The organism is Niallia circulans (assembly GCF_003726095.1).
GTDB lineage: Bacteria > Bacillota > Bacilli > Bacillales > Cytobacillaceae > Niallia > Niallia circulans_A.
On the sequence record NZ_CP026031.1, the window covers coordinates 834071 to 847804 of the forward strand.

At 36.7% G+C, this 13734-nt stretch carries 12 protein-coding genes; 11 read left to right on the forward strand and 1 reads right to left on the reverse strand.

Annotated features, from left to right (window positions below; genetic code table 11):
• Window positions 1-127: 127 nt before the first annotated feature.
• The 10 genes from C2I06_RS03780 to C2I06_RS03825 all read left to right on the forward strand — a co-directional run bounded on the left by C2I06_RS03780 (window position 128) and on the right by C2I06_RS03825 (window position 11999).
• On the forward strand, window positions 128-1801 hold the full coding sequence (locus tag C2I06_RS03780) for a ribonuclease J (protein ID WP_123259103.1): 1674 nt from the start codon (window positions 128-130) through the stop codon (window positions 1799-1801).
• A gap of 273 nt (window positions 1802-2074) precedes the next feature.
• The gene (locus C2I06_RS03785) at window positions 2075-2812 is read left to right on the forward strand and encodes a ClpP family protease (RefSeq protein ID WP_047940052.1); all 738 of its coding nucleotides are present in this window, start codon (window positions 2075-2077) and stop codon (window positions 2810-2812) included.
• The gene (locus C2I06_RS03790; protein ID WP_095329231.1) at window positions 2809-3021 is read left to right on the forward strand and encodes a YlzJ-like family protein; all 213 of its coding nucleotides are present in this window, start codon (window positions 2809-2811) and stop codon (window positions 3019-3021) included. The genes C2I06_RS03785 and C2I06_RS03790 overlap by 4 nt, the downstream gene beginning before the upstream one ends.
• Window positions 3022-3141: 120 nt before the next feature.
• The gene (locus C2I06_RS03795; RefSeq protein WP_123257475.1) at window positions 3142-3468 is read left to right on the forward strand and encodes a hypothetical protein; all 327 of its coding nucleotides are present in this window, start codon (window positions 3142-3144) and stop codon (window positions 3466-3468) included.
• A 141-nt stretch (window positions 3469-3609) separates the two neighbouring features.
• A complete protein-coding gene (locus tag C2I06_RS03800; protein ID WP_123257476.1) occupies window positions 3610-5946 on the forward strand; it encodes a DNA translocase FtsK in 2337 nt (778 codons plus the stop codon).
• 374 nt (window positions 5947-6320) lie between these two features.
• Window positions 6321-7052, forward strand: coding sequence for a GntR family transcriptional regulator (locus C2I06_RS03805; RefSeq protein ID WP_095329233.1), 732 nt, complete (start codon window positions 6321-6323; stop codon window positions 7050-7052).
• Between the two features lie 64 nt (window positions 7053-7116).
• Window positions 7117-8184 (forward strand): BMP family lipoprotein, encoded by a 1068-nt coding sequence (locus C2I06_RS03810; protein ID WP_095329234.1) that lies wholly within the window; start codon window positions 7117-7119, stop codon window positions 8182-8184.
• Between the two features lie 265 nt (window positions 8185-8449).
• Window positions 8450-9985, forward strand: a complete 1536-nt coding sequence (locus tag C2I06_RS03815) for an ABC transporter ATP-binding protein (protein WP_123257477.1) — start codon at window positions 8450-8452, stop codon at window positions 9983-9985.
• Window positions 9978-11036: an ABC transporter permease gene (locus tag C2I06_RS03820; RefSeq protein ID WP_095329236.1), complete on the forward strand. Its 1059-nt coding sequence runs from the start codon at window positions 9978-9980 to the stop codon at window positions 11034-11036. Before C2I06_RS03815 ends, C2I06_RS03820 begins: the two co-directional genes overlap by 8 nt.
• The gene (locus tag C2I06_RS03825) at window positions 11037-11999 is read left to right on the forward strand and encodes an ABC transporter permease (protein WP_123257478.1); all 963 of its coding nucleotides are present in this window, start codon (window positions 11037-11039) and stop codon (window positions 11997-11999) included.
• Between the two features lie 140 nt (window positions 12000-12139).
• Here C2I06_RS03825 and gpmA read toward each other — a convergent pair whose 3' ends face one another.
• The gene (gpmA, locus tag C2I06_RS03830) at window positions 12140-12931 is read right to left on the reverse strand and encodes a 2,3-diphosphoglycerate-dependent phosphoglycerate mutase (protein WP_095329238.1); all 792 of its coding nucleotides are present in this window, start codon (window positions 12929-12931) and stop codon (window positions 12140-12142) included.
• 175 nt (window positions 12932-13106) lie between these two features.
• On the opposite strand from gpmA, the gene C2I06_RS03835 reads away from it, so the two are divergent.
• Window positions 13107-13406, forward strand: coding sequence for a hypothetical protein (locus tag C2I06_RS03835; RefSeq protein WP_123257479.1), 300 nt, complete (start codon window positions 13107-13109; stop codon window positions 13404-13406).
• The last annotated feature ends 328 nt before the right edge of the window (window positions 13407-13734 follow it).

Genomic DNA, 13734 nt, shown 5'->3' on the forward strand with positions numbered 1-13734 from the left:
CGTTATGAAATGGATCTGAAAAAGGAAGATTTCATAAAATTGGTTGTAAACATTTTTAAACATCAAGTATAATAATCATAACTGATCAATGGTCGGCTTAACTCAACATAGGAGGAAACAAAAATTGATGAAAAATGACAAAATAAAGCTTGTCGCACTCGGCGGAGTGGGCGAGAACGGTAAAAATATGTTTGTAGTCGAAGTAGACGAAGATATATTTGTAATTGATGCTGGTTTAATGTACCCGCAAAATGAAATGCTCGGGATCGATATTGTTATTCCAGATATCGCGTATTTAAAGCAAAATAAAGAAAAAGTAAAAGGAATTTTCTTAACACATGCACATGAAGATCATATCGGAGGTTTATCTTATATTTTAAGAGACTTAGATGTACCGGTTTATACGACTTTATTAACAGCTGAACTAACAAAGGAAAAGATGAAAGAGCAAGATTTCAAAGGACAAGCACAATTCGAAATTGTGACATCGAAATCCGTTCTAACATTTGCTTCCTCAAAAGTGTCCTTCTTTAAAACAAATCATAGTATCCCTGATAGCATTGGGATTGTTATTCATACATCAGAAGGTGCAATCGTACATACTGGCGACTTCAAATTCGATCAAACAGCCAGTGATCTTTACAAGCCAGATTATGGCGAGATGGCAAAAATCGGGGAAGAGGGAGTATTAGCGTTATTATCTGACAGTACGAATGCAGATAAACCAGGTTATTCTACAACAGATTTTGTTGTAACTCAAAGCTTAATTGAGGCGTTTTTACACACAAAGGGTCGGATTATTGCAGCATGTTTTGCAACTGACTTAAATAGAATTCAACATATTATTGATGCAGCTGAAAAAACAAATCGAAAAGTCGCGATTATCGGCAAGAATTTACAAAGAGTGTTGCAAATTGCGTTAAAACACAATTATTTAGATGTTGATGAAGAAACGATCGTTACCTATAACGAGCTTCAAGGATATACACAAGATCAAATGGTAATTATTACTACTGGTACAAAAGGCGAACCAATTGAAGCACTGCAAAAAATGGTCAAAAAAAATCATAAGCAAGTAAGCATCATGGAAGGAGATACCGTTTTATTCGCAGCATCTTCTTTCCTAGGCAGTGAAGTATTTGTTGGAAAAACAATTGATAAATTATACAGAGCAGGTGCAACACTTCTAGCAGGCTATAAAACCTTTAACAGCTCCAATCATGGCAGTCAAGAAGAATTAAAATTTATGATTAATATGATGAAGCCTAAATTCTTTTTGCCGATCCATGGCGAGTATCGCGTGTTAAAGGCACATGAAAAAATTGCGATTGAATGTGGCGTACCACCGCAAAATATCTACCTTCCAGAACAAGGAGAGGTGCTTGAATTTAAAGAAGATACCCTCCGTGTAGGCGGAAAAATTCCAGCTGGGAATGTATTAATTGATGGCAGCGGTGTTGGTGACGTTGGAAATATTGTTTTAAGAGACCGGAAGTTATTATCACAAGACGGAATTTTAACAGTTGTCGTAACATTAAATAAAGCGGAAAGAAAGATTTCTGCTGGTCCCGAAATCATTACAAGAGGTTTTGTATATGTTCGCGAGTCCGAGAAATTGCTAGAAGAAGCAGCTGACCGTGTAAGAGATATTGTAGAGAAAAGTATTAGTAAGGACAGCTTTGATTGGACTGGAATTAAGCAAGATATTAGAGATACGCTAAACCAGTTCTTATATGAAAAAACAAGACGTAGACCAATGATCTTGCCAATTATAATGGAAGTTAAGCCAGTTAGAAGATAAAAGTGAGAGCCTCCTTAAGATAAGGGGGCTTTTCGTTTGTTTGGGAAAAACTTCTGGAGCGTTGGAATTGAAAAAGGAGAAGATTCCTTGGGATTTAGATGAACCGCAGGCTCTGTGGCTTAGCGTGAAAGCATGATTGGCAAGAAATTTTCCGAAATGTTTTCAATTTATTCTGGATGTAAAAGTGACTTATTGACTTTTCAATTTCGCCGCATGAAATAGTGTATCTCGCTTCATACTAAGATTATTATGGTTTTAGGAAGGGAGAACTATATGGTTTCAGTTAACAATAATAATCAGCCAGATGAAAAGCCGAATGAGGATAAACCATCAAGCTTAATGGAAAAAATTCAACAGCTGGGACAAACTAATGTACCTCAGCTCTCTCAAGATTCAAAAATACATTGTTTAACCATTGTTGGTCAAATCGAAGGCCATTTACAATTACCGCCTCAAAATAAAACAACGAAATATGAGCATCTGATTCCACAAATTGTAGCAATTGAACAAAATCCTAAGATTGAAGGGGTGCTTGTCATTTTGAATACAGTAGGAGGGGATGTAGAAGCAGGATTAGCTATTTCTGAAATGCTTGCTTCTCTGTCTAAACCAACTGTTTCCCTTGTTTTAGGAGGTGGACACTCAATTGGTGTTCCAATTGCTGTTTCCTGTGATTATTCCTATATTGCAGAAACAGCAACAATGACAATCCATCCTATTCGTTTAACAGGTCTGGTTATTGGAGTACCGCAGACCTTTGAATACTTAGATAAAATGCAAGAGCGAGTTGTTAATTTTGTGACCAAGCATTCTAAAATTACAGAAGAAAATTTTAAAGATCTGATGTTTGCAAAAGGAAATTTAACGAGAGATATTGGAACGAATGTAATTGGAAATGATGCCGTTACTTCTGGACTTATTGACTCTGTTGGCGGAGTCGGGGATGCGATGAAAAAGCTCAACGAGTTGATTGATGTCAATAAAGAACAGAATGAAGGGATTATCCAATGATTATGTATACAATGATGCCAGAAGAATTGATTTTTCCAATGAGCCAAGACATCTATGAAAAACACCAAGTTATTCATTATAATGGCATTCCTTTATTAGTTGCGAGAAATGAGTCAAATGAATATGAAGTCATAAGAATACTTAGCACCGATCCCAATCATTTTCTCCAGACAGATATGCAGCCAGGAGCAAAAATTCCAACCCTTTAATTGCTTTTTACTAAAAAAGTTGATAAAAGGGAATGATAAGGGAAAAAACTTGTCTAGTATTATGATTTTTAAGTTAGAGTTGGCGGCAAATCAGCCAAAGTAGGCAGGATATCAGCCAAATTGAGCGGAGAATCAGCCAAAGTAGGCAGGATATCAGCCAAACTGAGTGGAGAATCAGCCAAAGTAGGCAGGATATCAGCCAAACTGAGCGGAGAATCAGCCAAAGTAGGCAGGATATCAGCCAAACTGAGCGGAGAATCAGCCAAAGTAGGCAGGATATCAGCCAAATTGAGTGGAGAATCAGCCAAAGGAGCCAAAGTAGGCAGGATATCAGCCAAACTGAGCGGAGAATCAGCCAAAGTAGACAGCAAATCAGCCAAACGAGCGAAATATCAGCCAAAGCACACAACAAATCAGCCAAACCAAAAAGCATACCTTTTTCTATAAAAACAGCAAAGGATAAAAAAACCTTCGGATAGAAGTTTCCCTTTATAAACTATGTTATAATATAGGAACAATAAAGAAGCAGCCTAAGGCTGCTTCTTTACTACAAAAGAGAAAGATAATTTTTAAATATTAGGTGATCAAATGGCAAAAAGGAAAAAAAGAAAAACAAGAAAAAAACAACATCTTAAATTAACGATACAATATGAACTTGTAGCTTTGCTCCTTATGGCATTGAGTTTTATCTCTATTTTACAACTCGGTGCGGTTGGGAAAACAATGGTTTCTTTTTTCCGGTTCTTTTTCGGAGAGTGGTATATGCTTTGCCTAATAGGCCTTATCGTATACAGTGGTTATTTAATGTGGAAAAGAGAAAAGCCTTATATGTTTCATACGAAATTGAATGGAATTTATTTAATTGTTAGTGCTATTTTATTACTTAGCCATGTAACACTATTTAAGTTGCTAGCAAGTCAAGGTGCTTTTCAAAACCCTAGTGTTATATTAAATACATGGGAATTATTTTGGATGGAAGTCAAGAAAGAGGCTACTAATGTTGATTTAGGCGGTGGCATGATTGGTGCCGTTTTATTTGCATTATTCCATTATTTATTCGATACGGTAGGTACACAGATTATCAGCTTTATCGTGATTATAATAGGCTTTATCTTGCTTACTGGTAAAACGTTAAGTGGTGCTTTTAAAAAAGTTATATCAAGTATCTGGAGTTTTTTCCAAGATCAATGGGAAGCGTTTAAGCAAGATATGAAAGATTGGAAAGAATCGATCCAAAAAAATAAAGAAAAGCGGAAGGCCGAAAAACAAGCAAGACGCGAAAATCAGCAGTCTGAGGAAAATACGAATGCTTCTATTATTGTGAACACTCCGCCTCAAGAGGACGAGCCATACATACAAGAGCCAATTATCAACACCTTTGCCGAAAGAGCCTATCAGGAGGAAGCCATTCAGGAAGACTTGATGGCAGATTCGCCAGAGGAACAAACCGATTTAGGTGATGTCGTGCCAATAACTTTTACAGAAGTAGAAAATAAGGATTATGAACTCCCACCTTTAAAGCTATTAAAGTTACCGAGAAAGGCAGATCAGAGTGGGGAATATGAGCAAATTCACGCAAACGCTGCTAAACTAGAACGAACTTTTCATAGCTTTGGCGTAAAAGCTAGAGTAACAGAGGTTCATTTAGGACCTGCGGTAACGAAGTATGAAGTTCATCCAAGTGAAGGAGTCAAAGTAAGTAAAATTGTTAATTTAAGCGACGATTTAGCTTTAGCTCTTGCAGCAAAGGATATTCGCATTGAAGCTCCTATTCCTGGGAAATCAGCAATCGGGATTGAAGTTCCAAACTCAGAAGTCGCTGTTGTGTCACTTAGAGAAGTATTGGAATCAAGTAAAAATGATAAGCCAGATTCGAAGCTGATGATTGCGTTTGGACGAGATATTACAGGGGAAGCAGTGTGCGCAGAATTAAATAAAATGCCCCATTTACTTGTTGCCGGAGCAACAGGTAGCGGAAAATCTGTCTGTATTAACGGGATTATTACAAGTATATTAATGAGAGCTAAGCCTCATGAAGTAAAGCTAATGATGATTGATCCAAAAATGGTTGAATTAAATGTATATAATGGTGTTCCTCATCTGCTTGCTCCAGTTGTCACAAATCCGAAAAAAGCATCACAGGCATTAATGAAGGTTGTTAGTGAAATGGAGAGAAGATACGATTTATTCTCCCATACAGGGACAAGAAATATAGAAGGGTATAATGAGTATATTAAACGAATAAATGCAGAGGAACAAGAGAAGCAGCCATTACTGCCATTTATCGTGGTGATTGTAGACGAGCTTGCTGACTTAATGATGGTGGCATCATCTGATGTAGAGGATGCCATTACACGACTTGCACAAATGGCCCGTGCAGCCGGAATTCATCTAATTATTGCCACTCAGCGACCTTCTGTTGATGTTATTACAGGAGTCATTAAAGCAAATATTCCATCGCGAATTGCGTTCGCAGTTTCCTCTCAGACTGATTCTCGTACCATATTAGATATGGGAGGAGCAGAAAAGCTATTAGGAAGAGGAGATATGCTATTCTTCCCTTATGGGGCAAGCAAACCTGTGCGAGTACAAGGGGCGTTCTTGTCCGATGAAGAGGTAGAGGAAGTGGTTGATTTTGTTATTGGCCAGCAAAAAGCACAATACCAAGAGGAAATGATTCCAGATGAAATTGTGGAAGTTACTGGAGCTGTAGAAGACGAACTGTATCATGAAGCAGTTGAATTAATTGTCGAAATGCAAACAGCTTCCGTTAGTATGTTACAAAGAAGGTTCCGCATCGGTTATACGAGAGCAGCAAGATTAATCGATGAAATGGAAGCCCGCGGTGTGGTTGGACCATATGAGGGCAGCAAACCAAGAACAGTTCTTGTGCCAAAAGGTTCCGAAGAAATAAATATGCAGTAGTATGGTCAATAGTATGGATGAATCGATATCATCCGCCATAAAGGACACAAAACGATTCAGTTATGCGGAAAAATAATCAATTTTTTAAAAGAGGACTTGAAATAGTATAACCTATTTTAAGTCCTTTTTTAGCGTATATTCAAAACATTCATTCAGGGTGTATAAGAAAAATAGCAAAATTAAGTATTATTTTTACAATAATATACAAAAGAAAACGGTTGATTTCCGAACAATTACTCATTTCTGTATTTTTTCGACGAAATTCTTAAAAGTCTATTTATTTATTAGGGAAAAAGTGTTATAGTATTTTCGATTAGTAGGAATGATTGAACATCAGAGGTCTGATGTCTTAGAAATGTTTGGAGGAACATCATATGCTAATTAAATCGGATACGAGACATTTATATTTGCAAGTAGTAGATCGTCTAAAAAAAGATATTGAGTTAGGAATTTATAAAGAAAAAGAAAAATTCCCCTCAGAATTCGAACTTGCAAAAACTTTAGGTGTGAGTCGGGCCACTTTAAGAGAGGCACTACGCACATTGGAAGAAGAAAATGTCATTGTCAGAAGACACGGTGTTGGCACTTTTGTTAACTGTAAACCATTGTTTAATTCTGGCATAGAACAATTGAATAGTGTCACGAATATGATTAAGCAGGCAGGTATGAATCCAGGCACCATATTTCTAAGCTCAAATACGATGTTCGCTACTGAAGAAGACTCGACACGCTTCTCTGCATCACAAGGGGAGGAAATGCTTGTTATCGAAAGAGTTCGAACAGCTAATGGCGAACCGGTTGTATATTGTATGGATAAATTGCCACAGAAAATTTTGCCTGAACGATTTTCATACGATCAAGAATCAATTTTTCAATTCTTGGAATCGGATAGCCAAAGACATATTACATACGCTGTTGCACAAATCGAGCCGATAGGATATCACGATAAAGTATCTCCCATTCTGCAATGTGAACCAGAAACTGCACTGCTTGTTTTAAAACAGATGCATTATGATGAGAAGGATGAACCGATTCTTTATTCAGTAAATTATTTTCGATCCGATAAGTTTAGCTTTCAAGTTTTAAGAAAACGAATTTACTCGTAGAAGCTGAACAAACTAATCGTAAAAAGTTTAACTAAATAACAAAAAAGTCTAGGGGGTACAAGCTTTGAAGAAGCGTAAATTTGGCTTAGCACTATCTTTAGTACTAGCTGCTGGAACTGTATTAAGTGCTTGTGGAAGTAATGACAAGGATAACGATAAAGCAGCAGATGGAAATAAAGAGAAAGACTCATTTAAAGTTGCAATGGTAACAGATGTCGGTGGTGTTGATGATAAATCATTTAACCAATCAGCTTGGGAAGGTTTACAAGCATTTGGTAAAGAGAATGGCTTATCAAAAGGTAATGGTATTGATTACCAACAATCACAGTCAGATTCAGATTATGCTACTAATTTAAATAACTTATCTCGTCAAGGCTATAATTTGGTATTTGGAATCGGATTTTTAATGGAAGGTGCAATTTCAGAAATTTCTCAACAACAAAAAGATGCACATTTTGCAATTGTTGATGCTGTAGTTGACCAACCTAATGTAGCAAGCATTACTTTTAAAGAACAAGAAGCTTCTTTCTTAGCTGGTGTTGCAGCGGCTCATGCAACGGAATCTAAAAAAATTGGATTTATTGGCGGGGTTGAAGGAGATGTAATTGGACGCTTCGAAGCTGGATTTGTTGATGGTGTTAAAGCGGTAGACCCTAATATTAAGGTAGACGTACAATATGCTGGTGCATTTGATAAACCTGAACTTGGTAAAACAATTGCAAGCAAAATGTATTCTTCAGGCGCGGATGTAGTATTCCATGCTTCTGGTGGTACTGGTGCTGGATTATTCTCTGAAGCTCGTGATTTAAAAGAAAAAGACCCTTCAAAATATATTTGGGCAATCGGTGTTGACTCTGATCAGGTAGCAGAAGGTGTTGTAGGAGATCATAACATTGTGTTAACTTCTGCATTAAAAGGTGTTTCCACAGCGGTACAAGATATTTCTACTAAAGCAAAAGACGGTAAATTCCCAGGTGGAGAAACTACTGTTTATGGTTTAAAAGAAGATGGTGTAGGTCTTGCACCAATTAATGAAGAAGTTAAAAAGAAAGCAGAAATTGATGCAGCTGTTAAAGAATGGACTGCTAAAATTAAAAACGGTGAGTACACTGTTCCTGATACTGTTAAGTAAATAGCAATTGCTAATTTTCCAGGAATAAGTGGTTTGCATGGCAAACACTTATTCCTTTTTTACGACAAAAAATAGAATTTTAACTAAAGAGTAGAAGTTTATTCTAGTCTTTATTAAAAATTTTATATGTCGAAATTATCGTAATATAAAAATTACATAATTTCCTTTGTGGATTGTTTTAGAAAATAAATTTCTTTGACATCATACGTGTATTTTAAGCTTTAAAACATTTATCTTGTAAGGTAAGTAAGAAGGAGTGGATTAGATGGAATATGTAATCGAGATGTTAAATATTCGTAAAGAATTCCCTGGTATTGTTGCCAACAACAATATTACCCTTCAAGTAAAAAAAGGTGAGATTCACGCACTTTTAGGGGAAAATGGTGCAGGAAAATCTACGCTAATGAACGTTCTTTTTGGCTTATATCAGCCAGAAAAAGGGGAAATTCGTGCGCGTGGGAAGGTCGTAAATATTTCTAATCCAAATATTGCGAATGATTTAGGAATCGGAATGGTTCATCAGCATTTTATGTTAATTGATACCTTTACCGTGACAGAAAATATTATTTTGGGAAAAGAAACAGTCAGCAAAGGAAAAATTGATTTAAAAAAAGCAGAAAGAGAAGTACAGGAAATTTCAGAGCGTTATGGATTGGCAGTTGATCCGAAGGCGAAGATTGCAAATATTTCTGTTGGAATGCAACAGAGAGTAGAGATCTTAAAAACGTTATATCGCGGAGCGGAAATTTTGATTTTTGATGAGCCAACAGCTGTTTTAACTCCACAGGAAATTGCCGAATTAATTGGTATCTTCCGTAAGTTAATTCAAGAGGGCAAGTCCATTATCCTTATTACCCATAAATTAAAAGAAATTATGGAAGTATGTGATCGTGTTACGGTTATCAGAAAAGGGGAAGGTATTGGCACTTATAATGTAAAAGATACAAACCCAAATGAACTTGCGAACTTAATGGTTGGTCGTGAAGTTTCCTTTAAAACAGAAAAGAAAGCACCAAATCCGAAAGAAACAGTATTAAAAATTTCTGATTTAACTGTAAAAGATAGTCGTGGTGTCCATGTAGTCAACTCTCTTAACCTAGATGTTAAAGCAGGTGAAATTGTCGGGATTGCTGGGGTAGATGGCAATGGTCAATCAGAGCTGATTGAGGCGATTACTGGTTTAATGAAGAAAAACAGTGGAAGCATTACACTTAACGGCAAAGAAATCAGTGTTCTTTCTCCAAGAAAAATTACGGAAAGTGGGATTGGTCATATTCCGCAGGATCGCCATAAACACGGTTTAGTTCTTGACTTTTCGATTGGACAAAATATGGCTTTACAGACCTATTACAAAACCCCATTTTCTAAATATGGCTTTTTGAACCAAGGCGAAATTGAGAAAAAAGCGAGTAAATTAATCGAAGAATTTGATGTTCGAACACCAAGTATTCACACACCAGCGAGAGCTCTATCTGGGGGGAACCAGCAGAAGGCAATCATTGGTAGAGAAGTAGATCGTGACCCTGATTTGCTTATCGCAGCCCAGCCTACTAGGGGACTGGATGTAGGGGCGATTGAATTTATTCATCGACGATTAATCGAACAAAGAGATAAAGGAAAAGCGGTATTGTTGATTTCCTTTGAATTAGATGAAATTTTAAATGTTAGTGACCGCATTGCTGTTATTTTTGATGGAGAAATTATTGCAACAGTGGATCCAAAAACAACAACAGAACAAGAGCTAGGTTTATTAATGGCAGGATCGAAAGCTAAAAAAGTGGGTGTGGAGAATAATGTCTAATACAATAAAGAAAATTAGTATTCCAATTATTGCCGTATTATTAGGGGTTATTGTTGGGACGATTATCATGTTTGCAACAGGTTATAATCCTGCGGATGCATATACAGCCCTTTGGAATGGAGCATTTGGTGATATTTATTTTACTGGAGAAGTAGTACGCCAAATTACTCCGTTAATTCTTGCAGGTCTTGCAGTTGCCTTCGCTTTTCGTACTGGATTATTCAATATTGGGGTTGAAGGGCAATTAATTGTTGGCTGGCTTGCTGCAGTTTGGGTAGGGATTTCCTTTGATTTACCCAAAATTATTCATTTACCACTTGCTGTATTAGCTGCTGCTGCGGCTGGTGCGCTGTGGGCATTTGTACCAGGCTTTTTAAAGGCACGATTTAGAGTACATGAAGTTATCGTAAGTATTATGATGAACTATGTCGCATTACATGTATCCAACTATTTAATCCGAAATGTGCTTACAGATAAAGCAGACCGTACAGAAAATATTGCGCCCACTGCTAGTCTGCGTTCTGGGTTCTTAGAAAGCTTAACAGACTATTCCCGGATGCACTGGGGAATCTTAATCGCAATTGGATGCGCTATTCTTATGTGGATTATTTTAGAAAAAACAGTAAAAGGATATGAATTAAAGGCTGTTGGATTTAATCAGAATGCCTCCCAATATGCTGGTATGAATGTTAACCGTAATATTATTCTTTCCATGGTCATTTCTGGTGCTTTTGCGGGTCTTGCAGGAGCGATGGAAGGTTTAGGAACATTTGAATATGTGAGTAATAAAGGTGGATTTACAGGGGTTGGATTTGATGGGATTGCCGTTGCTTTACTTGGAGCAAATGGCCCAGTCGGAATCTTGCTTGCTGCATGCTTGTTCGGTTTCTTAAAAGTAGGGGCATTAAATATGCCGCTTGAAGCTGGAGTACCGAATGAGATGGTTGATATCATTATTGCTTTAATCGTATTCTTTGTTGCTTCAAGCTATATGATTCGCTTATTTTTAGAACGATTAAGTAAAAATAAAAGTAAAAAGGGGGAGAAGTAAATGGGATTAATGGACGTATTATTAATTGTCATACCTTCTTCGCTATTGTTTGCTGCTCCACTAATTTTTACTGCACTTGGCGGGAACTTTTCTGAAAGAGCAGGGGTAGTTAATATTGGATTAGAAGGTTTAATGGTAATGGGAGCTTTCTCCTCCATTGTTTTTAATTTAACATTTGCTGATAGTCTGGGCGCTTGGACACCTTGGGTTTCTTTACTTGTCGCAATGGTTGTGGGAGCTTTATTTTCCATCCTTCATGCGGTGGCAAGTATTACATTCCGTGCCGACCAAACGGTTTCTGGTGTAGCGATTAACCTACTAGCAGCTGGTCTTGCTATGTTCTTAGTGAAATTAATCTATGATGGAAAGGGACAAACAGGTACCATTCGTTATAGCTTTAAGAAAATTGATATTCCGCTATTAAAGGACATCCCTGTGATTGGAGACTTATTTTTCTCTAATACTTATTGGACTTCTTACTTAGCTATTGTTGTTGCTATTATTGTTTGGTTTGTTATGTATAAAACGCCATTCGGGTTACGCCTTCGTTCTGTTGGAGAACACCCGATGGCTGCAGATACAATGGGTATTAACGTAACTAAAATGCGGTATGTTGCAGTTATTCTCTCTGGTGCATTTGGTGGAATAGGCGGCGGTGTTTTTGCCCAGTCGATTACAAATGATTTTACCCATGCGACCATTAGCGGACAAGGGTTCATGGCACTTGCCGCCCTGATCTTCGGAAAATGGAATCCGCTTGGAGCAATGGGAGCTGCGATTTTCTTCGGTTTTGCTCAAAGCTTAAGTATTGTTGGAAGCAGCCTACCGTTCTTAGAAAACATTCCGAGCGTTTACTTGTTAATTGCCCCATATGTATTAACTATTGTTGCATTAACAGGCTTTATCGGTCGTGCAGATGCACCAAGAGCTTCTGGTGTTCCTTATATTAAAGGTAGCAGATAATCCTTTAGGAAATGAAAAAGAGACTTCAAGCTGATGTGCACCCCAAAAGTTAGACGAACCAATTCTGACTTTTTAGGGTGCAGCACAAGTGGAGTCTCTTTTTATTTATTCATTTCACTTAGTAATTTACCTGATGCTTCTTATTCTTCATGTGTATTAATTGCCTTGGTTTTAAATTCTTTATCTAATAATTCAATTGGAATATGTTTAGGAATCACATCTGCAGGAACTTCGCCATTCATATCTAAATAATAATGGCGCATAGGATTTAAAGAGTTATCATCTAATTCATATACTAATGGAATGCTTGTTGGAATGTTTAAAGACGCAATCCCATCTGGTGAAACGTTATCTAAATAATGAATAATAGCGCGAATTGTATTACCATGCGCTGCAATTATTATTTTTTTATTGTTGCGTAACATAGGTGCAATTTCTTGATCCCAGAAAGTTAAGACTCTTTTCTCCGTATCGGCAAGACTTTCCGTTAAAGGAAAGTCGCCTTCTTCGAGCTGTTGATACCTTGGATCGTCGATATTGTAACGGGGATCATCTTTATTTAAAGCTGGCGGTCTGATATCCATGGATCTTCTCCATTTTTGAACTTGGTCAAGCCCATATTGATCAGCTGTTTCTTTTTTATTGAGTCCTTGCAAAGCACCATAATGACGTTCATTTAATTTCCACGTTTTATGTATAGGAATCCACATACTGTCCATTTCATCGAGAATAATCCATAATGTCCGAATTGCTCTTTTTAAATAGGATGTATATGCAATATCAAATGTGTAGCCGTTATGATGGAGAATAATTCCAGCTTCCCTTGCTTCTGTTAACCCTTTTTCTGACAGTTCAATATCTGTCCAACCAGTAAAACGATTTTCCACATTCCAAAGACTTTCTCCATGGCGAATCAAAACAAGTTTTGGCATTGTGCACCTCTCCCTTTCTTCTTTTCTTTATTTTTTTCCTGTTTTCATGAGAAATAATCGTCTCTTTAAAGGAAAAAGTATAATCTGGAATTATTTTCTTGTTTTTTATTGAATAAGCTTCTTTTGAATGATATTTTGATAATAATGAGAATTTTTTATAAAGCCAGGAAAATAAATGAGCATAAAGAATCTATTAATTTTATTTAGTAGTGTATTGCTTATGCTTGTAATCGGACTATTATGGAATAATCGTCCTGTTTATGGCAATGATGAAGCTTCTATTACAAAGTTGATTATGAAAAGTGACTTATTGCAAGAGAAAACTAATATTAAAATTATTGATATTTTTGATATAGAAAAGACTAGAATCGCTGCTTTTACAAATGGGGAGGGACAGGGAATTATTAAGTTTGAAAAAGATTCCAAAGGGAACTATACCTATCTTATGGAGTTACTACCTACACTGTTCCGATAGAGGATGAGCGCACACCACTTTTTCTTTTCCTATCAGATGGGACAAGTGAAGTGTATGTTCGATTGACTTAATCATAAATAATGACTGGAAGGAGAGAAAAAAGGTATCTTTAAACAAATTTTCAATGGAAACGTTTGATGAAAGACTTTCAGAAATAGAGGCGAAATCCTATCAGTATGAGTTTAGGTTATACAATAAAGAAGGAATAGAAATAAGCAAAGGAGATGATGTAAGTTTAAAGGAAAATCACCTAATCTAGACTTTATGAGAATAACCTTATAAATAGAGTAAATACTAGTAAGTAGTGTATGATGAGTGTAAGTATATG